The sequence below is a fragment of the Larkinella fluvii genome (assembly GCF_051857545.1).
GTDB lineage: Bacteria > Bacteroidota > Bacteroidia > Cytophagales > Spirosomataceae > Larkinella.
The window spans coordinates 89,657-109,194 of sequence record NZ_JBPZHB010000013.1 but is presented as its reverse complement, the minus strand read 5'-3'; the positions used below and the strand labels follow the sequence as shown (position 1 = coordinate 109,194).

General features: G+C 51.4%; 22 protein-coding genes. 6 read left to right on the top strand and 16 right to left on the bottom strand.

Annotated features, from left to right (window positions below; genetic code table 11):
• Positions 1 to 71: 71 nt before the first annotated feature.
• The 4 genes from eboE to ACS5NO_RS29100 all read right to left on the bottom strand — a co-directional run bounded on the left by eboE (position 72) and on the right by ACS5NO_RS29100 (position 4,452).
• Entirely contained in the window at positions 72 to 1,307 is a 1,236-nt protein-coding gene (eboE, locus tag ACS5NO_RS29115) for a metabolite traffic protein EboE (protein WP_439418392.1), read from the bottom strand.
• Positions 1,304 to 2,452, bottom strand: coding sequence for a 3-dehydroquinate synthase (locus ACS5NO_RS29110; protein ID WP_439418391.1), 1,149 nt, complete (start codon positions 2,450 to 2,452; stop codon positions 1,304 to 1,306). Before ACS5NO_RS29110 ends, eboE begins: the two co-directional genes overlap by 4 nt.
• Positions 2,453 to 2,540: 88 nt before the next feature.
• Positions 2,541 to 3,413 (bottom strand): UbiA-like protein EboC, encoded by an 873-nt coding sequence (gene eboC / locus ACS5NO_RS29105; protein WP_439418417.1) that lies wholly within the window; start codon positions 3,411 to 3,413, stop codon positions 2,541 to 2,543.
• 106 nt (positions 3,414 to 3,519) lie between these two features.
• Complete coding sequence (locus tag ACS5NO_RS29100) at positions 3,520 to 4,452, bottom strand: TatD family hydrolase (RefSeq protein WP_439418390.1); 933 nt, start codon at positions 4,450 to 4,452, stop codon at positions 3,520 to 3,522.
• A 199-nt stretch (positions 4,453 to 4,651) separates the two neighbouring features.
• On the opposite strand from ACS5NO_RS29100, the gene ACS5NO_RS29095 reads away from it, so the two are divergent.
• Complete coding sequence (locus ACS5NO_RS29095; protein WP_439418389.1) at positions 4,652 to 5,299, top strand: DUF4136 domain-containing protein; 648 nt, start codon at positions 4,652 to 4,654, stop codon at positions 5,297 to 5,299.
• A gap of 92 nt (positions 5,300 to 5,391) precedes the next feature.
• Positions 5,392 to 6,063: a hypothetical protein gene (locus tag ACS5NO_RS29090; RefSeq protein ID WP_439418388.1), complete on the top strand. Its 672-nt coding sequence runs from the start codon at positions 5,392 to 5,394 to the stop codon at positions 6,061 to 6,063.
• A 335-nt stretch (positions 6,064 to 6,398) separates the two neighbouring features.
• On the opposite strand, the gene ACS5NO_RS29085 is transcribed toward ACS5NO_RS29090, so the two are convergent.
• The 3 genes from ACS5NO_RS29085 to rpsU all read right to left on the bottom strand — a co-directional run bounded on the left by ACS5NO_RS29085 (position 6,399) and on the right by rpsU (position 8,372).
• Positions 6,399 to 7,151 (bottom strand): EboA domain-containing protein, encoded by a 753-nt coding sequence (locus ACS5NO_RS29085; protein ID WP_439418387.1) that lies wholly within the window; start codon positions 7,149 to 7,151, stop codon positions 6,399 to 6,401.
• Between the two features lie 36 nt (positions 7,152 to 7,187).
• The gene (locus ACS5NO_RS29080) at positions 7,188 to 8,075 is read right to left on the bottom strand and encodes a tyrosine-type recombinase/integrase (RefSeq protein ID WP_439418386.1); all 888 of its coding nucleotides are present in this window, start codon (positions 8,073 to 8,075) and stop codon (positions 7,188 to 7,190) included.
• A gap of 99 nt (positions 8,076 to 8,174) precedes the next feature.
• Positions 8,175 to 8,372 (bottom strand): 30S ribosomal protein S21, encoded by a 198-nt coding sequence (rpsU, locus tag ACS5NO_RS29075; protein WP_114404259.1) that lies wholly within the window; start codon positions 8,370 to 8,372, stop codon positions 8,175 to 8,177.
• Positions 8,373 to 8,581: 209 nt separating this feature from the next.
• Between rpsU and ACS5NO_RS29070 the strand changes: the two genes are divergently transcribed.
• Both ACS5NO_RS29070 and ACS5NO_RS29065 read left to right on the top strand, forming a co-directional pair.
• Entirely contained in the window at positions 8,582 to 9,511 is a 930-nt protein-coding gene (locus tag ACS5NO_RS29070) for a Ppx/GppA phosphatase family protein (protein WP_439418385.1), read from the top strand.
• 95 nt (positions 9,512 to 9,606) lie between these two features.
• A complete protein-coding gene (locus ACS5NO_RS29065) occupies positions 9,607 to 10,098 on the top strand; it encodes a PaaI family thioesterase (protein WP_114404199.1) in 492 nt (163 codons plus the stop codon).
• Between the two features lie 206 nt (positions 10,099 to 10,304).
• On the opposite strand, the gene ACS5NO_RS29060 is transcribed toward ACS5NO_RS29065, so the two are convergent.
• The gene (locus ACS5NO_RS29060; protein WP_439418384.1) at positions 10,305 to 11,057 is read right to left on the bottom strand and encodes an SDR family NAD(P)-dependent oxidoreductase; all 753 of its coding nucleotides are present in this window, start codon (positions 11,055 to 11,057) and stop codon (positions 10,305 to 10,307) included.
• A gap of 150 nt (positions 11,058 to 11,207) precedes the next feature.
• Between ACS5NO_RS29060 and ACS5NO_RS29055 the strand changes: the two genes are divergently transcribed.
• Entirely contained in the window at positions 11,208 to 12,401 is a 1,194-nt protein-coding gene (locus tag ACS5NO_RS29055) for a dipeptidase (RefSeq protein ID WP_439418383.1), read from the top strand.
• 101 nt (positions 12,402 to 12,502) lie between these two features.
• Here ACS5NO_RS29055 and ACS5NO_RS29050 read toward each other — a convergent pair whose 3' ends face one another.
• The 8 genes from ACS5NO_RS29050 to sufC all read right to left on the bottom strand — a co-directional run bounded on the left by ACS5NO_RS29050 (position 12,503) and on the right by sufC (position 17,866).
• Positions 12,503 to 12,928 carry a BrxA/BrxB family bacilliredoxin gene (locus tag ACS5NO_RS29050; RefSeq protein ID WP_439418382.1) on the bottom strand — a complete coding sequence of 142 codons (426 nt, stop codon included), beginning with the start codon at positions 12,926 to 12,928 and terminating at the stop codon, positions 12,503 to 12,505.
• Positions 12,929 to 13,107: 179 nt separating this feature from the next.
• A complete protein-coding gene (locus ACS5NO_RS29045; protein ID WP_138989839.1) occupies positions 13,108 to 13,419 on the bottom strand; it encodes a DUF59 domain-containing protein in 312 nt (103 codons plus the stop codon).
• 11 nt (positions 13,420 to 13,430) lie between these two features.
• Positions 13,431 to 13,880: a SufE family protein gene (locus ACS5NO_RS29040; protein WP_439418381.1), complete on the bottom strand. Its 450-nt coding sequence runs from the start codon at positions 13,878 to 13,880 to the stop codon at positions 13,431 to 13,433.
• Positions 13,877 to 14,176 carry a type II toxin-antitoxin system RelE/ParE family toxin gene (locus ACS5NO_RS29035; protein ID WP_114404194.1) on the bottom strand — a complete coding sequence of 100 codons (300 nt, stop codon included), beginning with the start codon at positions 14,174 to 14,176 and terminating at the stop codon, positions 13,877 to 13,879. Before ACS5NO_RS29035 ends, ACS5NO_RS29040 begins: the two co-directional genes overlap by 4 nt.
• A complete protein-coding gene (locus tag ACS5NO_RS29030) occupies positions 14,155 to 14,346 on the bottom strand; it encodes a hypothetical protein (RefSeq protein WP_439418380.1) in 192 nt (63 codons plus the stop codon). Before ACS5NO_RS29030 ends, ACS5NO_RS29035 begins: the two co-directional genes overlap by 22 nt.
• 17 nt (positions 14,347 to 14,363) lie before the next feature.
• The gene (locus ACS5NO_RS29025; RefSeq protein ID WP_439418379.1) at positions 14,364 to 15,602 is read right to left on the bottom strand and encodes a SufS family cysteine desulfurase; all 1,239 of its coding nucleotides are present in this window, start codon (positions 15,600 to 15,602) and stop codon (positions 14,364 to 14,366) included.
• A gap of 86 nt (positions 15,603 to 15,688) precedes the next feature.
• Positions 15,689 to 17,008 carry a Fe-S cluster assembly protein SufD gene (gene sufD, locus ACS5NO_RS29020; RefSeq protein WP_150876262.1) on the bottom strand — a complete coding sequence of 440 codons (1,320 nt, stop codon included), beginning with the start codon at positions 17,006 to 17,008 and terminating at the stop codon, positions 15,689 to 15,691.
• Positions 17,009 to 17,110: 102 nt separating this feature from the next.
• The gene (gene sufC, locus ACS5NO_RS29015; protein ID WP_138989836.1) at positions 17,111 to 17,866 is read right to left on the bottom strand and encodes a Fe-S cluster assembly ATPase SufC; all 756 of its coding nucleotides are present in this window, start codon (positions 17,864 to 17,866) and stop codon (positions 17,111 to 17,113) included.
• 200 nt (positions 17,867 to 18,066) lie between these two features.
• Between sufC and ACS5NO_RS29010 the strand changes: the two genes are divergently transcribed.
• Positions 18,067 to 19,530 carry an arginine deiminase family protein gene (locus tag ACS5NO_RS29010; protein ID WP_439418378.1) on the top strand — a complete coding sequence of 488 codons (1,464 nt, stop codon included), beginning with the start codon at positions 18,067 to 18,069 and terminating at the stop codon, positions 19,528 to 19,530.
• Positions 19,531 to 19,538 lie beyond the last annotated feature (8 nt).

Below are 19,538 nucleotides of genomic sequence, written 5' to 3'. Positions count from 1 at the left end.
ACTGAATGTAAAATGATGAATATTAAATGTAAAAGTATTTCTCAATCCAGCACCTTTACATTTGATATTCATCATTTTACATTTAATATTTCCTTTAATACCCATTCCAGTTCCCGCCCAATCGAATCATTCAACCGCAGCTTCATGTCTTCCGGTAACACTTCCCACGTATAGGTTTCGACTTCCAGTTGCTGCGTAAACGGGTTTTCTTTCTGTAACCGAAGCACTTCCGTAATGTCGTCCTGCGTCGATTGTAGCAAACCGTAATCAGCCACGAAAAGCGGAACGTGGAAATGCGACCGCCATTCGACGTGACTTTCATCGAAGGCCAGCAAAGCTTCGGGCAAATCCGGAAACCGCAGCAGGTCACCATTAGAATCCCGCGCTACGACCTGATGCAGATACGTGGGCTCATTGAACTGCCGGAATTGATCCAGAACTGCTTCCCGGCTGTTTTCTTCCACCGGAAAAGTCGCTTTCAAAGCCGCGCTGATCTGGATTTTGCCGACTTTCAGGTCATTCTCTTTCAGCTTTTTAAGGACCTCTTCCGGGCGTTCGTAGCCGACCGCAAAATGACAAACGTCGTAGCACAATTGCACGTGTTCGCGCAAAGACGCTTCCGCTTCACCCGCCGACATGCCAAACTCATCGTTGAGCCGTTCGAGGCCAATGGGTAGCAGATACAGATTGAACCATTCGATAAACTCGTCGCCGGTTTCCAGCAAACCATCCGGTTCGGGTTCGAGGTCGAGGTGGAGACTGATGCCTTCTGCCTGCTTGATCCGAACCAGTTCTTCCACGACCGTCATCAGCCGTTGGGTGGTGGCTTCGAACGCCAGATCGCGCTCATCCCGGTTGTTCCATTGAAACCAATAACGGTAGGAGAGGGGCGACGTAGAAATCCCGGCTTCCGTAATACCGCCCGCCATGTTGATGGGCAGTAGCGCCGTCAGCAAATGAAAAAGCCGGATGGTATAGTCGACCCGCTCGGGCGTTCGCCAATCGGGGGCGTGAACCTGGTCTTTGACGCGGGTATTGTGAAAACCGCCATACGGAAAACCGTTCATTGTAAAAACGTAGCAGTCGTTGTCGGTCAGCCAGTTTTGAAACTCCTTCAGCCGCTCGGGCTGCATTAGTTCCAGGCTGGCGATGTTGGACAACCGCAGGCCGACGCCGAAGGGCGCATCGGGCGAAAGCTTTTGTTTAATGGTCGGAATGGCCTGTTGCAGTGCGATAAAATGATCCGCCCAGTGTTCACCGGCATGAATGTTCGTGCAATAACCGAGGTGTCCCAGCGGAGTTTTCATGCGGGCTGAATTTCGTTTTCTTTTAAAATACCGATCGCTTCGCGAATCAGCTCCGTGTCCATTTCGTGTACTTCCACACCTTTGCCAATGGCTTTCAGCAGCATGATCGTCAGTTGGCCGCCGAGGTGTTCCCGGAATTCATTCAGTCCTTTTAGTAAACCGTCGCCGTCGAGAGCGGGATGGAACAACGAAAAGCCGAGGGTGCGTTCCAGGGTCAGAATGCGGTGGGTGTCGGTTTGGCTGAGCCAGCCCAGTTGCTGTGAATAAAGACTGTCGAGGGCAATGCCAATGGCGACGGCTTCACCGTGACGAACTTCAAAATCAGTAAGTTGTTCGAGTTTGTGCGCGCTCCAGTGGCCAAAATCCAGCGGACGTGACGAACCCATTTCGAAGGGGTCACCGCTGGCAATGTGGTCGAGGTGCAACTCGGCGCAGCGGTGAATCAGGTATTGCATGGCATCCAGATCGCGGGCGGCCAGTTTTTCAGCGTTCGTTTCCAACCATTCAAAAAACGGTTGGTCTTTAATCAAAGCGACTTTGATGGCTTCCGAAATGCCCGCCCGCCAGTCGCGGTCGTCGAGGGTTTTCAAGAACTCGGTGTCGTTGAAAACCGCAACCGGTGGGGCAAACGAACCCAGGAAGTTCTTTTTCCCCCGGTAATTAACGCCGTTTTTGACACCGATACCCGAATCGTTTTGCGACAAAACCGTCGTCGGAATCCGGATGTGGCGGATGCCCCGGTGCGAGATGGCAGCCACGTAGCCCACCAGATCCAGCACCGAACCGCCCCCGATGGCAATCACGTAGGAATGGCGGTCGATGCCGTAGCGATCCACGGCATCGATGAGCTGGTCGACCAGTGCCGGATCGTTTTTGGCTCCTTCACCACCGGGAATAACCAGGAGGTTCGGGACAAGATCAACAATCGGGACATGGGCAAAATACGCTTTGATTTGTTCCGGTAAACCGGGATGGCTGCTTACAACGCCTTCATCCAGAATGAATAACAGTTTTTTACGAAAGCCTTCCGAATGTCGTTTATTCAGGAACTCGAGTAAGGTAAGATTGGTACTTTCGAACAAACGGTCGGAAAAGTAAACGTTGTAGGTAAACTGAACGCTGAATGACTGGTGAAGGGTATTCATTCCTTGGGACACTAAGTTAATAGAATGTATAGGTACTTAAAACCGACGGTTTATTCTTTAAAACAAGAGTTTGGCCGGAACCGTTCGGTTACGTCACCGCAAATACTTTGGCCAGCAGCCGCGACAACGGCAACAGACAGACGACAAGCATTGCCAGCGGAAACGAAGCAAAAGCGGCCACCCACGCGGCATTCATCACAATCAGCGACAACACCCCCGATTTAACCGCCATACCGATGTTTCGGCCTGTTGGTTCGCGAATCGCTTGCCACAGGGGCGGAAAAATGAAGAAGCCAAACAGCAAAAGAAACGGAATGGCCGTTCCTAATTGGTGTTGCTGCTGAGCAATCGCGCCAATGCAGCCAATCACGAGTCCATAGAGCAAACCGGCCACCCTGAGAACCATGGGTTTTCCACCATGCACCTCGCCCCGGCTGATCATCGTAATGGCGGCAATATAAACAATCGGAATCACGCCCAGCGATGCCCACAGCGGCACCTGATTGGGCAAAATGCTGATACCCAGTACCAGATTCAACCCCCGGCACAGGCCCATGTTCAGCGGCCCGATGATGGCATTATGCTTTCCAAACTTGTCGTAAACGAGCGATGCAACGCTAATTGCAATGGCCAGCCAGCCCGCTGTTGGGTTCACCATCCAAGCGGCCACAATACCGATCAGCAATAATACACTTCCCAGTAAAGTTGCCTGTCCCAGACTCACCTGCCCGCTTGGAATGGGCCGTTCCGGTCGCTCGACGGCATCGAGTTCGGCATCGAAAACATCATTGAACACCACGCCACCGCCATACAGCCCGACCGTCGACAGGCAAAGCCAGCCCACCGGCGCCGGATCGGCATTGGGAATGAGGTAATAACCGGCAATGGCCATCCCGGCCATGACATCGGCAACGGAGGTGATGAGGTTGGCAGGGCGGGTTAGGCGAAGAAGCGGGAGTATGTTCAAGGGAATATCGAATATTGAATATTGAATAACGAATACTGAAGTCTAATGGATGTCATCAACCTTCGTTATTCGCCATTCGATATTCAATATTCATTATTTTTTACTTAATAATCGTTGATGATTTATCCACTCTTGGTGCTTGTCCTCCACGCAGCACGGAGCTGCCATTGTACCGCTGGCTCTGGTCGATGTCGATGGGTTGTTCGAAGTCGGCGAGGCTGATCTGGCCACTTTGGGCGAAAGCCGTCACGGCGTTTTCGAAGGTAACCAGACGGATGGTTTCGTCGGAAATGCCGCGTTCCTTCATCAGGGATGCGGTTTTCGGCAACGCCAAGGGATCGCTGATGCCCCAGTCGGCCGCCGAGTTGATCATGATGCGTTCCGGGCCGTATTGTTTCACCACTTCCACCATGCGCTCGTTGCCCATTTTGGTGAACGGATAAATCGTAAAACCAGCCCAGAAACCGCGATCCAGGACTTCCTTGACGGTTTCTTCGTTGTTGTGATCGACAATCACCATGCCGGGGTCCAGACCGTGTTCGATCGCAATGTCCATGCTGCGGCTGGTGCCCTGCTTTTTATCGCGGTGGGGCGTGTGAATCTGCACCGGCAAACCGGCTTCTTTGGCCAGATCCAATTGCGCGCGGTAGTATTTTTCTTCGGCGGGCGTCTGGTCGTCGAAACCAATTTCGCCCACGCCCACGACGCCTTCTTTGTAGATAAACAGCGGCAGAATTTCCATTACCTGCTCGGCCAGAGCCTCGTTGTTGGCTTCTTTGGAGTTCAAACCGATGGTGCAGTAGTGCCGGATGCCAAACTGCGACGCCCGAAACCGTTCCCAACCCACGAGGCTGGCAAAATAATCGCGGAACGAATCGACGCCCGTGCGCGGCTGCCCGAGCCAGAAAGCCGGTTCGATCACGGCCACAATCCCGGCGTCGGCCATCGCCTGGTAATCGTCGGTGGTGCGGGACGTCATGTGGACGTGCATGTCAAAAAACTTCATCCCGCGTACTGTATCTAAAAAACTCATGAGTGTATCGGCTTTAAAAAGCAAAGTTAGTTGGGTAGTCATCCAGTTGCAAGTGACCGGGAAAACGATTCTGATTCCGGTGCTCCGAAAACCGGTTTTGAGCCATTAGAATACTATTAAAAACCGAAGCCTTCTCCATTTCGTTAAATAGATGCGGTGCGTTTATCGTTAATTATGTAAAAGGTAAATTCAGTAACTTATGAAAACTATCGTTCGGATTCTGCTGTGGGTGGGCGTTTGTGGAGGCATAGGAAGTGGAGTCAGTTCCTGCCGTCCCGACCCACTCGACAACCTGTCGCCCGAAGAGAGCCAGGTTTTTATTACCAATTATGATCGTTCGGTCAATTTTGCCAATTATAGAACGTTTAGTCTGCCGGATTCGGTGGTGGAAGTCAGCAACGACCGGCAGCAACTCTCCATGACGGGGATTGAGCAGCCGTTTCTGGATCGTCTGGCCCAAACGCTCACCAGCCGTGGTTATCAGCGGGTGAGCCGGAGCGATAGCGCCGATCTGGGCGTCGCCGTGATGCGGGTTAATAACAGTTATGTAGGAGTCTCCTCCATGCCCTTTTCGCCTTATTACCTCGATTACTGGGGCTACGGCGGTTTGGGCGGTTTTGGGGGCTTCAACCCCTATTACCCCAATTATTATTCGTTCTACGAGGTAAGCGACACCTATTGGCTGATCCAACTGATCGATTTGAAGAATGCGAATACCGCCAGTCAGGAGTTAAACGTCATCTGGCAGGCCCAGATTCGCGGCACCGGTATTTTCGATGCCGCTTCGGTCGATTCCATCATTACCAAAGTGTTCGATCAGTCGGCTTACGTGCGGGCTAATCAGTAGAGAATAAAGATGATAGACAAGAGAATAAAGACAAGGCAAGGGAGTCAGGTTTTTACTCTCTTGTCTACCCTCCTTCATCAAAAAAAACAGTCATGAATACGAAAATCATATTGAGTCTTATGGGCATCCTCTGGGCCCTGGGAGTAGTGGCGCAGACAGATCAGGAACAAAAAGAGCGGGACATCGAGTTTAATAAAACCCTCTACGAGCGGTTTGTATCGGGTCGGGCTACGGTTTTTTACGGGGTTGGGCTCCCTCAGGGCAGCCAGCAGAACTTCATCGACAAGGTGGGAAACCGTAATTTTGCCGTTGCCGTCGAAGCGATGTTTCCGGGGCGGTTTTCGGTGGGCGCGCGGATCGGGCAGCAGTATGTTTCGGAGCGGTTGCCGCGTCAGGTTTTTTCGTTTGAAGACGGAACCGACATCTCGGCGGTGCAAACCCGGGCGCTGACTACCATTCCGCTGCTAGCGATTGGTTCGGTATACCTGAACGACATCAACTCGGTTTTTCGTCCGTACCTCCAACTGGGTGCCGGTGGTGCTTACGTCGATTATGCCCGGTATTACGGCACGCTGGTGGATCAGAAAACCGGCGTTCGGGGTGCGGTGGCTCCGGCCATTGGTGCCAAGTTTCAGTTTGGGAAAAACAACAACCTGGGCGGAGAGATTCAGGCGCAGTACCAGCACGTTTTTTTTAACTACAACGAGTTGAAGAACAGCACGAATTTGCTGTTTTCGGTTGGTTTGTCGTATCGCTGGTTGTAAGTTAAACCCGGGTTTCAGGAATCACCCGTTTATTGGTTTTTAATCGGTCATTCCTACAAAATGGGTCATCCCTCCGGGATTGCTGGTTTGCCATGTTGCATCCTTCCCTGCCGGTTAAAACCGGGGGCTACAAAATGGATCATCCCTCCGGGATTGCTGGTTTGTCATGTTGCATCCTTCCCGGTTAAAACCGGGGGGCTACAAAATGGGCCATCCCTCCGGACTGTTTAGGCCAACAATCCCGGAGGGATGATTCATTTTGTAGCGGTGGGTTTTAACCCACTGAAACGGGCAGGATTGGGTGAAAAAATCCCGGAGGGATGACCCATTGAAGGCTAAACAGGGGTGCCAGCCGCCCCGTGGTTTCGTAGCAAATCCTCCAGTTCGGCCCGGTTGGCTTCGGTTACGAACGGTTTTACCAGTGTCCAGAGTTGCGGGGGAATGGTACGTCCGGCGGCCCGGCGTTCCTGGGCGTAGTCGACGGCGATGCGCGCCAGCGTTTCATTGGTGCGTTCCTCAAAACCGAGGATTTCTTCTACCGGTTTGTCGCAGAAAAAAGCCTTCATCACCAGTTGATTCCAGGCCGGTTCGTCCAGTTGCTCGGCCGGATACGGATTCTGAAGCATGAGCGCATCCTGCACAGGACTCATGTTGCTCCGAACGCCCTCGGTAGCTTGGAACCGCCAGTGTTCAGGAAACTGGAGGACCGGAATGGCCGAATACAAGGCCGCCAGTTCGTTCATTTCAGCCGCTTTGAATAGGTTTTCGATGGTACTGAAATACACCGCCGGATCATCGGCAGGCAATTGGAGCAGCCACCAAACGCGCGCCAGCCGATCGAGCGACCAGCCTTCGACGGTAAAACCGTTCCGCAAAGTTTGTATTTCCTGCGTCTGGTCGGGCGAAACGCTAATGGGTTGTTTGCCGACAAACCGCGGAATGGCAGTAAAAACGCGGTAGAAAACCGCAGTGGTGGGTTGGTTCCGGTAGGCGTCGGCTTGTTGGGTCAGGTAGGCAACGGCTTTTTCGGCGTCGGGCTGCTGCCGGATCAGGTCGAGGAGGGTGTTGGAAAGTGCTGGCGAATTCATGCCGTAAAAGTAGTAAGCAGATTGACGACTGCCAACTCACCCGGCCTTTGGATGGGCCTGATTATACGCTTTCTTCAATTTATCGATCGTCGTGTGCGTATAGATCTGCGTCGCGGCTAGGCTGCTGTGACCCAGTAAATCCTTGATGGCGTTTAGATCGGCACCCCGGTTGAGCAGATGGGTGGCGTAAGTATGGCGCAGCACGTGTGGACTTTTCTTTTCCAGGGTCGTTACCAAACCCAGATACCGCTTTACAATCCGCTGAATCAGAACCGGGTATGATTTGACACCCTGGTCGCTCAAAATCAGAAAAACCGGGTCGGCGTTGGTGCCGAATTCGGCTTCTTTCGTTTGCTGGTACTGCTGAATCAGAGCGAACAGCGGGTTTGGCACGGGAATGATCCGGTGTTTGTTGCGCTTGCCCAACACCGTGATGGTTTTTTCGTACAGATTGACGTCGGCGGTTTTCAGCCCCACCAGTTCGGCGAGCCGGATGCCGGTACCGTAGAGCAGTTCCAGCACCAGTTTATCGCGCAATCCCTTGAAATCATCCGGGAAATCGACATCGTCCAGCAAGGTTTCCATCGGTTTTTCTTCCACAAAAACCGGAATTTTTTTGCTGGTTTTCAGGGCCGAAACTTTCAGCATCGGGTCGGCGGCAATGGCTTTCCGGCGGAGCATAAACCCGAAAAAACTGCGTAAGGTGGCAATTTTCCGGTTGACGGACGTTTTATCCAGCCCGCTTTCGACCAGGCTCACAATCCAGGAACGAATCATGTGAAAGGTCGCCTGCTCGGGTTGTTCCAGCTCGTACTGGCTTTTCAAATAGGTCTGAAACTGGTCGATGTCAATGCGATACGCCGTCAGGGTATGGTGGCTCAGGCGTTTCTCGTAGCGGATGTGTTCAAGGAAAGTCGAAACCATAGGGCGTTGAGAGTCGGAATACCGAACAAGATACCATAAAAAAAGCAGTAAGCGAATGCCTACTGCCAACCCATGCTGTTGTCGGTGCTATACTACAGACTATACTTCACTATTGCTGCCGTACATTTTTTCACGGTAAACCGCTTTCAGAATTTCCTGACGACGTTTGATCGACGGTTTTTGGAAAGCAGTCCGGGAACGCAGAGCGCGCAATACGCCGGTTTTTTCAAATTTTTTCTTAAAGCGCTTGAGGGCTTTGTCAATTGACTCGTTTTCTTTGACGTTTATGATAAGCATATCCTGCAATTCGTTAATTTTCTGATACCAAACGGATTGCAAAGGTATGTTTCCAGAAGGAAAAAACCAATAGTTTTGCACGAAATGATTAACAACGAAATGGTCGGATGGTTAAATGGTTATTGATGGTTAAAAATGGTTAAATGGACACCAGCCATTTTAACCATTTAACCAATTAAGCCATCAACAACCATTCAATCCATCCATTCATGAAACAAGCCGTTATTGACCTCGGAACCAATACCTTCCATTTGATGATTGCGGACGCAGGGCGGACGCTTTTTCGCGAAAGCCGACCGACGAAAATTGGGAAATCCGGTATCAATCAGGGCCTTATCACCGACGAAGCCACCGAGCGGGCGTTAACGGTTTTGCGGTATTTTCGGGATGTGCTTGACAGGCACCAGGTTTCGCCCGAAGACGTCGTTGCCATCGGTACCAGCGCCATCCGCAACGCGGGAAACCAATCGGCGTTTATTGACCGGATTCGGCACGAAACCGGGATTGTCATCCGCACCATTTCGGGCGACGAAGAAGCGGGTTATATTTATGCCGGGGTGCGGGCTGCGGGCGCGCTGGATGATAAAATGGCGCTGGTGATCGACATCGGTGGCGGCAGCGTCGAATTTATTTTGTGTACGGAGCGACGGGCTTACTGGAAACAAAGTTTCGAAATCGGCGGGCAACGGTTGCTGGAGCGGTTTATGGATACTGATCCGATCAGCCCGACGGCGGTCAATCGGCTGAACCGGTATTTTCAGGAACAATTGTTGCCGCTCACGAATGCCGTTCACCAATACGCGCCCGTCGTGCTGGTGGGTTCGTCGGGTTCGTTCGATACGCTGGTCGACCTGCAATTCATGCACGAAAAAGGCCATTTGCCGGACGAAAGCCAGACGGCTTTTGAGTTGCCGACCAGCGAGTTTTACCGGTCTTATGAATTGTTGCTGACCCGCAACCACGCCGAACGGATGCAATTGGCGGGCATGATCGAGCTTCGGGTCGATATGATCGTCGTGGGCGTGTGCCTGATCGATTATGTCCTGCGGGCCTACGGCATTCCGCAGATCCGGGTGTCGACATATTCGTTGAAAGAAGGCGTTCTGGCGAATTTATTTCAGGCTGAAAACGGCTCTTGATGAGATACAGTCCGGGCGGTTTTTGTTTTCAGTATACATACGGTTTTTGCATTTTAACGAGTATACCTTTTTTACTACAATTCCTCAAATAACTAATGGCAGCAGACGAAAGAGAACGATCGTATAACTGGGAAGATCCCATGCAGGGCGCACAGGCCGCCAAAACCATGTCCGGACTGGAGTACTTGCAAAGTATTCAGGACGGCATCAACCCGCTTCCGCCCATTTGCCAGACGCTGGATTTTGACCCGGTATCGATGGAAGATGGCAAAGCGGTTTTTTCCGTGATCCCGTCCGAATTTCATTACAACCCGATTGGCGTAGTACACGGCGGTTTGTTGAGCACCCTCTGTGATTCGGCCATGGGGTGCGCCATTCACACCAAACTGGCGGCTGGCGTCGGCTACACCACCCTCGAATTGAAAGTGAATCTGGTGCGGCCCGTGACTGCCAAAACCGGCAAGCTCGTCTGCACCGGAACCGTCATCCACGTCGGTCGCAGCGTTGCCACGGCCGAAGCGCGGGTGGAAGACGCGCAGGGCAAACTCTACGCCCACGCGACCTCGACGTGTATGATTTTGAAGTAAGGTTGAAAAATGGCTTTAATGGTTTAATTGTTGAAAAATGGTTGGGATGGTTAAAAATGGTTAAAAATGGTTGGGATGGTTAAGAATGGTTGGATGGCTAGCGGTATTTCAACCATTCTTAACCATCCCAACCCTCTTCAACCATCAGAACCATTCAACCATCAAAGCCATTTAACCATTCAACCATTTTTCAACCATCAAAACCATTACTTCCTGTGAATCGTCGTTGCTGCGGACTGGGCAGAAGCGAGGATGGTCATATCGGCAATGGTGACGTGGGGTGGGGCAGTGACAGCATATACGACGGCGTCGGCGATGTCAGTAGCGGTTAGCGGGGAGAACCCTTCGTAGATTTTGGCCGCCCGCGCTTCGTCACCTTTGAAACGGACCAGCGAAAACTCGGTTTCGACTGCGCCGGGAGCCACATTCGTTACTTTAATACCGTATTGGGTCAAATCCAGCCGCATTCCTTCGCTCAGGGCTTCGACGGCGGCTTTTGAGGCACAATAAACCCCGCCGTTCGCGTAGGTCTGTTTCCCGGCAATGGAACTGATGTTGACGATGTGACCGCGACCGTTGGCCACCATGCCCGGCGAAACCGCCCGCGTAACGTACAGCAAGCCCTTCACATTGCCGTCGATCATTGCATCCCAGTCGTCTACATCACCTTCGTGAATCGGCCCCATGCCGTGCGCATTGCCGGCGTTGTTGATCAGTATATCGATGGTTTTCCAGTTGTCGGGCAGGGAAGCGATGGCGGTTTCAACGGCGGACCGGTCACGAACGTCGAAGTTGAGCGTGTAACATTCCGTATCCGAACTGAGGGTTTGTTGCAGTTCGTCCAGGCGTTCCTGCCGTCGGCCACACAGAATAAGCCGGTAGTTTAGTTTGGAAAAAGCGGTTGCAATGGCAAGACCGATGCCGGAGGTGGCGCCGGTGATCAGGGCAGTTGGGGTCATTTTCTGAATCGTTAATTTGAAAAAAACAGGTTGTAAAGAAAGCGGATGTTCCGGATAAATCAGAATCGAACGGGCTTCCCGCCGTTTGACAGGTGCGTATAGTACGAATTTAGCGATTCTTTTTTACCTTGGGATTTAGACCATTTATCAATGAACCCCATTCTTTCCCTATTTCTGCTTCTTGCCGTTTTATTCCTGCCTTCCGATCGGTTGACCCGGAAAGCCCACAAAATTCACCAGCGTATTCTGACGCTCGACACCCACGCCGATGCGCCGATTAACATGGTGAAAGACGGTTTTGACGTGGGTGAGCGGCACGACCGGGTGCGCGACAAGTCGCAGATCGACTTTCCCCGCATGAAAGAAGGTGGGATGGATGCCATGTTTTTTGCGGTTTATCTGGCGCAGGGACCCCGCACGCCGGAAGGCCACGCGGAGGCCAAAGCCCGGGCGCTAGCCATTTTTAAAAGCATTGATGCGGCTTTAAAAAAACACCCCGGTCAGGCCGAACTGGCAACCACACCCGCCGATGCCTACCGCATCAAAAAAGCCGGAAAGCGGGCGGTTTTTATCGGAATGGAAAATGGCTATCCGGTGGGTGAAGATCTGGCAATGCTGAAGACCTATTACGACCTGGGTTGCCGCTACATCACGCTCGCCCACTTTGCCAACAATGCCATTTGCGACTCCGCGACCGATCCCGATGGCCCGCTTTACAACGGCTTGAGCGATTTTGGAAAAAAAGTGGTGCCGGAAATGAACCGGCTCGGCATTCTGATCGATGTGTCCCATATTTCCGATCAATCGTTTTACGACGTGCTGGCCTTGTCGAAAGCACCGGTGATTGCGTCTCACTCCAACGTTCGGGCGCTTTGCAATTTTCCGCGCAACATGACCGACGAAATGATCCAGGCACTAGCCGCGAAAGGTGGCGTGATTCAGGTAAATTTCGTAACTGATTACCTCCGAAAACCGTCAGACGAACACCGCCAGGCGTTGAATGCCATCCGGATGGCGGGTGTGGGCCGGGTGGTAACGCCGGAAATGCGGACGCGTCTCGATGCCAAAGAAGATTCGATTCAGAAACGGTATGCCTACGAACGGGCGAGCGTGGCGGACATCGTCAAACACATCGACTACATTGTCCGGCTGGTAGGCATCGACCATGTCGGCATTGGCAGCGATTTTGACGGGGGCGGGGGCGTCAACGGTCTGGAGGATGTCAGTGAAATCGAGGCCCTGACGCTGGAACTGGTGCGAAAAGGCTATTCCGAACAGGACATTGCCAAAATCTGGGGCGGGAATTTGCTGCGGGTGCTGGGGCAGGCCAAAGTGCCGCAATAGCGGTTTAGAATAAAGAGAAGAGACAAGAGAATAAAGACCTGAAACCTGGTTTTATCCGATTTCTGTCTCTATTCTCTTGTCTCTTCTCTTTATTCTAAGGCTTACGCCTTTTCGCAGAATTCTTCGAACGCCATTTCCAGGTGCTGAGCGATCATTTGCGCAGAGCGTCCTTCGATGTGGTGCCGCTCGATAAAGTGTACCAGTTCGCCATCTTTGAAAATACCGATGGCCGGTGATGATGGCGGATAAGGCAGCAAATACTCGCGCATCCGGGCCGTGGCTTCAAAATCGACGCCGGCAAAAACCGTCACCAGTTTGTCGGGTTTGATACCGCTCAGGTTTAAAGCCGCCTTAACGCCGGGACGGGCCGCACCAGCCGCGCAACCGCAGACCGAGTTGACGACCACCAGCATGGTGCCTTCGGCATTGTCCATGGCCTCATCGACTTTTTCGGCGGTGCTCAGGTCCTCGAAACCGACACTAATCAGGTCGTCCTTCATCGGGGCAACTAAATGTGGAGGATACATTGTATTGAGTTTTAAAGTGTAAAGTAAATGGTTGTAATGGTTAGATGGCTGTAATGGTTGGATGGTTGAAGGATGGTTAAAAATGGCTGAATGGTTTGTAGTACGGCTAGCTATCCAACTATTACAACCATACAACCCTTTTCAACCATTTAACCATAACAACCATCTAACCGTTCAAGTTACATAAAGCCCAGTTCCAGCTTGGCCACTTCCGACATCATTTCGGTGGAATAAGTCGGTTCGAATGTCAGCTCGACGCTCACGTCGTTGACGCCTTCGATGCTCCGGACTTTCGCTTCGATCTCGCCCGGAATGGTTCCCGCCGATGGGCAGGAGGGGGAGGTCAACGTCATCAGAATGTAGACGTTGTTAATCGGAAATATTTTGATTTCGTAAATCAACCCCAGTTCGTAAACGTCTACCGGAATTTCCGGATCATAAACTTCTTTCAGGGCTTTTACGACTTGTTCTTTGAGTTCTTCGTCATTCATGACTTTCTACTTTATAGCGTTGACTGCTCAGTCGTACGGTTTTTACCAGCGTGTGCCGCCGAAAACTGCTTCATCTGCTGAATCATGGAAGCAAGCCCACCGGCGCGCCGGGAGGTTACCAAGTTACTCAATCCAATCCGGTCGATGAAATACAAATCGGCGTTGGCAATGTCTTCGGCTTTTTCATTCGACAAAATCCGGATCAATAAGCTCACCAATCCTTTGCTAATCTGGGCGGTCGGTTCGCTGTCGGCTTCAAAATGGACGGTATCGCCCCGCATTTCGGAATGCAGCCACACTTTCGACTGACAGCCCCGAATCAGGTTCTCATCCGTCTGGAACTGTGCCGGCATAGGTGGCAGTTTCTTTCCGATGTCGATGATGTATTGCGTCTTATCGAGCTGATCGTCAAAGAGATCGAAGTCTTCGATAATTTCGTCCTGTTTCTCGTTGATGGTCATTGTATTCGATCCACGTCGCTGGCTGAATGCCGAATGGCTACGATTGTAATGGTTTTTTGCAAATAGATATACAAAACGCGGTACTTCCCGACTAAGATTTCCCGAAAGAAACTCGTATTCTTTTCCGGTACGATTCGGCCCATCTCAGGAAATGTAGCTAACAGCGTCAATTTACGGTTTAACTCATCTACCCATTGTTCAGTATAGCGCAAAGAAGATCGAGACAAATACTGCAAGGCATCCCGGAAATCTTCTTTCGCTTCATCCCGCCAAATTATTTCCGTGCCTGAATCCATTGACGAGCTTCTTGCATCACATCTTCATGCTTGTGACCTTTACTTTCTTCAATTTCTTCCATTGCCTTTTCATAACGCTCGAGAATAATCAGTTTCTCTACGGCTTCATCCAGCGAAATTTTTGGTGGAAGGTTTTGAAAGGCTTCAATAATAGTCGCTGTAGTAAGCATGATCGTTAAAATTAAGATTACAACATCATCTTTTTGACCCGCAGCAAACCCTGCACCAGCCGGTCAATCTCCTCTTTCGTGTTGTAAACCGCAAAGGAGGCCCGGGTGGTTCCCGTGAGGTTAAACCGGCGCATCAACGGCTGCGTACAGTGGTGACCTGTCCGGACGGCAATGCCCTGCTGATCCAGAATGACACCCGTATCCTGGTGGTGAATTCCGTCCAGAACAAAGGAAACAACGCTGATCTTTTCGGCACTTTGGCCAATAATCCGCAACCCGTCGATGCTTTCGAGTGCTTCGGTCGCATACTCGAGCAGGCTGTGTTCGTAATCCGCTATCTTTTTCTTGCCAAGCGTTTCGATGTATTCCAGTGCCGCATACACCGCAATGACATCGGCGATGTTGGGCGTTCCGGCTTCAAACTTGTACGGCAGATCGTTGTAGGTGGTTTTCTCGAAAGTTACTTCCTTGATCATTTCGCCACCACCCCGCCAGGGCGGCATGGCATTCAGAAGGTCGCGTTTGCCGTAAAGCACACCCATGCCCGTCGGGCCGTAAAGCTTATGCGCCGAAAAGACGTAAAAATCCGCATCCAGTGCCTGCACGTCGATGTCGATGTGTGAACTGGCCTGTGCACCATCGATCAGCACTTTGGCTCCCACGGCGTGCGCTTTTTCGATGAGAAACTTCACCGGATTGATGGTGCCCATCGCGTTCGAAACGTGAACGGCGGAGACGAATTTGGTCCGTTCCGAAAGGAGTTTTTCGTATTCTTCCAGAATCAGATCACCCTTGTCATCAATGGGAATCACTTTCAGGATGCATCCTTTTTCTTCGCACAGCATTTGCCAGGGAACGATGTTGGAGTGATGCTCCATCGTGGTGATGATGATTTCATCCCCTTCTTTCAAAAAACGCCGTCCGTAGGTCTGGGCCACGAGGTTAATCCCGTCGGTGGTGCCGTAAGTAAAGATGATTTCCTCCACGTGAGCCGCATTCAGAAACTGTTGAATGGCCCGGCGCGAGGCTTCAAAGGCCGACGTCGCTTTTTCGGCCAGCGTATGAATCCCCCGGTGAATGTTGGCATTGTAGCCTTCATAATACCGGGTCAGGGCGTGGAGAACCGGGAGCGGTTTCTGGGTGGTTGCTGCGTTATCAAAATACACCAGTTGCCGACCGTTCACGACCTGATCGAGAATCGGAAAATCCCGGCGAATGGCTTCAATATCAAGGATTTCGTGTGTCGCGGTTTCCATAATGAATTAAGAATGAAGAGTTAAAAGTTAAGAGTTAAGAGCTGGCTTATGCATTTAACTCATAACTCTTAACTCATAATTCTTAATTATCGTGCGAGTTTGGCCTGAATCCGGCGTTCCAGTTGCTCGCGCAGGGGATCGATTTTGATCTTTTTGATCACATCTTCCGCAAAAGCGAACATCAGCAGCGATTGAGCTTCCGTTTTCGGAATACCGCGTGACTGAAGATAAAATAACGCTTCTTCGTTCAGTTTTCCGGTGGTTGTACCGTGCGAACACTTCACGTCGTCGGCAAAGATTTCCAACTGTGGTTTGGTGTTCATGGTGGCATCGTTCGAGAGCACCACGTTCTTGCACGACTGGTAGGCGTTGGTTTTCTGGGCATCCTGGCGAACGAAAATCTTGCCGTTGAAGACGCCCGTCGACCGATCTTCCAGAATTCCTTTATACAATTCGTTGCTGTGTGAATTCGGCTTGCGGTGATCCACCAGTGTATGGTTGTCGATGTGTTGACGGCCATTCGGGAAATACAACCCGTACATGTGCGCTTCGCAGTTGGAACCGTCGAGGGCAATGTTCAGGTTGTTGCGGATAAAACCGCCGTCGAGGGTGACGGTAGCCGAATAAAAATGGCTGCGGTCTTGCTGATACACCTGCGTGGTGCCGATGTGGTAGGCCATATCCGATTCGTTCTGGATTTTGTAATACTCCATCCGGGCGTCTTCGGCCACCACAATCTCGGTGACGACGTTGGTAAAGCTGGCCTGGTCGCCCAGGGTGCGGAACGATTCGGCAACTTTGACTTCCGCGTTTTGATCGACAATAAACAGGTTGCGCGGTTGCGAAGCCACATTCATCTGACGGGCATCGGAAATGAAGCGCAGAATGGTCGGCGCTTCCACCGTCGTATGAGCGGGGACATGAATCACCACGCCTTCGCTGGCAAAAGCCGTGTTCAGGGCTGTGAAAGCATTATCCTGGAAATCAGCGTATTTGGCAAAATACTGATTCAGTAAATCCGGTGTATTTTTGACCGCTTCGGCCAGCGTCGTGATCGAAAGCTGATCGGCGGGGCTGACAATCTTCGACAACTGGGGCTGATACTGGCCGTTGACAAAGTAGAGAACGTTCCCGTTGAGCTGCGACGACTCCAACTGGGCCAGATCTTCCAGCGTGATCGCGGACGGGGCATTGAATTCGAATACCTCCTTGATTAAGCTATTGACGTTGGTATATTTCCACTCTTCGTGTTTGACGGTGGGAAAACCCAGGCGATCGAACTGGTTGAGGGCTTCGCGCCGGATTTGATGCAAAGCCGACTTGCTGGCTCCGTTCATCCGCTCTTCCGAGGTTCGGAAATCCGCCAGTAGCCTGGATTTGAGATCGTTATTGGGCTGATTGTTCATCTTATGAGTTAAGAATTAAGAGTGAAGAGTTAAGAGTTAAATGCGCCAGCCAAACGCGTCAGCCAACTCTTCATTCTTAACTCATCACTCTTAACTAAAAAATTAGACCGTTTCCACTTCTGCCTTGATCCAGTCGTAGCCTTTTTCTTCCAGCTCGAAAGCCAGTTCTTTCGGGCCAGACTTCACGATCCGGCCTTTGTACAGGACGTGAACGTAATCCGGCACGATGTAGTCGAGCAGGCGTTGGTAGTGGGTGACGACGATGGTGGCCCGTTCCGGTGAGCGCAGTTGATTGACACCTTCGGCCACAATCCGGAGGGCGTCGATGTCCAGTCCGGAGTCGGTTTCGTCCAGAATGGCCAGTTTGGGTTCTAGCATCGCCATTTGGAAAATCTCGTTCCGTTTCTTTTCACCGCCCGAGAATCCTTCGTTCAGTGACCGGCTCAGCAGCGATTGATCGATATTCACCAGTTTCATTTTCTCCTTCATCAGTTTCAGAAACTGAACAGCATCCAGCGGATCCTGACCCCGGTATTTCCGGATCTCGTTCATGGCGGTTTTCAGGAAGTTGGTCGTGCTGACCCCCGGAATCTCCACCGGATATTGAAACGCCAGGAAAATTCCTTCGGCGGCCCGGTTTTCCGGAGCCATTTCCAGCAGGTCTTTGCCTTCAAACAGCACGCTGCCACCGGTCACGTCATAATCTTCGCGACCCGCCAGCACCGATGCCAGGGTACTTTTTCCGGAGCCGTTCGGCCCCATGATCGCGTGTACTTCCCCGGGCTTGACTTCCAGGTTAATACCCTTTAATATCTCTTTACTGCCAATAGATGCTTGTAAATTGCTAATAGTTAGCATAACAGGAGGTTGATTTCGACTCAATTAAACTGCAAAGGTAATGCATGAAGCGATAGCTACACGATTTGATAACAATTTAGACCCGTTAAAAGTTGACGCTCACCGCATTTCGTTGGCAGACACGGCCCGACTTTTTTTTTCACTACCCAATACCTTACCTTGCAACTTGAAGAAGTATTCCCTTTTTTGGTCATTGGAGTATGCAAAATGGTAATCATCAGGTGCGCACGCAGGAAATCAGGGTGAGTTCAGAAGTCGGTTCGCTGAAACGGCTGCTGATTCACAGCCCCGACCGCGGCCTGGGAAAAGTCGTCCCTTCCAAGGCGCAGGACTGGCTTTTTGAAGACATCGTTCACCTGGAAACGATGCGGAAAGATGAGTATGACTATTACGTAAAAATTCTGCTGTATTTTCTGGATCCGGATAAAATACGGGGCAAACTGGCCGCAATCAATGCCGATTCCGAGCGTAATTTTTTCAAACCTGACCATCCGGACTATTTTCGGTCCGACGCCGTTATCGATATTCAGCACCTGCTGACCGAAATTTTAGCTGACGAAGTGATCCGCACCCGGCTGATTTCGGGAATTTGCGCCGTTGAAAGGTGTAGTTTCTTCATTCAGAGCCAGTTGTATACGTATGATCCGGTTGAGTTGTCGAAGATTCTCATCTCCGGATCCCTGCCCGACCGGACGATGTTGTTCGCGCCGTTGCCGAATTTCATCTTTACGCGTGACATTGGCATAGTTATTAATAGCCATATTTTACTGAACAAGCCCGCCAAGCTGGCCCGTACCCGCGAAGCGTTTCTGGCCCAGTACATTTTCTTTTACCACCCGTTGTTCAGCAAATACCGGGATAAAATTATCGAAATACCGGACAACGAGCATCATTTTCTACTGCCCGACAATGAGGTGAGTAACGACTATTCGCGGTCGACGCTCGAAGGGGGCGATGTGATGATGGTGGCCAAAAACCACCTGTTGATCGGCTGTAGTGAACGAACGACCTTATATGCCGCCCAGCAGGTTATTCGTTTGTTATTTGACAAAAATGTGGTCGATAAAGTGACAATTGTCAAGATTCCGAAAAAGCGGGATTACATGCACATCGACACCATTTTTACGCAGGTAAAACGCAACGTCTGGGTGTTGCTGGGGTCGTTGGGGCGCACGGGAGACGAAGCCCGGAAGCGTGATTTGCTGCATTTCCTGGCTCCGAAAGACGTTCCGGACGATTTGCGGATCATCCAGTTCAAGAAAGGAGAGGAGCAAAAACCGGTGGAGATCGAAAACCTGGAAGATCTGCTGACGGCCATCAGCCGGGACGATCTGGGCTGTCTGGAACCGGTGCGGTTTATTTATTCCGGAAACAACGAGTTCCCGTTTGGAGCCCGCGAACAATGGACGGACTCCTGTAATCTGCTGGCACTGAAAGACGGGGTGGTGATTGGGTATGACCGGAACGACAAGACCCTGGAGGCCTTTCGCCAGGCGGGCTTCGAAACCGTGCGGGCGGCCGACCTGCTGGACCGGTTTGAGCGGGGTGAAGCCGACCCGGAAACCCTTGAAAATACATTTATCCTCTTGCCGTCGGCTGAACTGTCGAGGGCGCGGGGCGGTTCCCATTGCATGAGTTTACCTTTGTTACGTGCCGAGTTATAACCCTAATT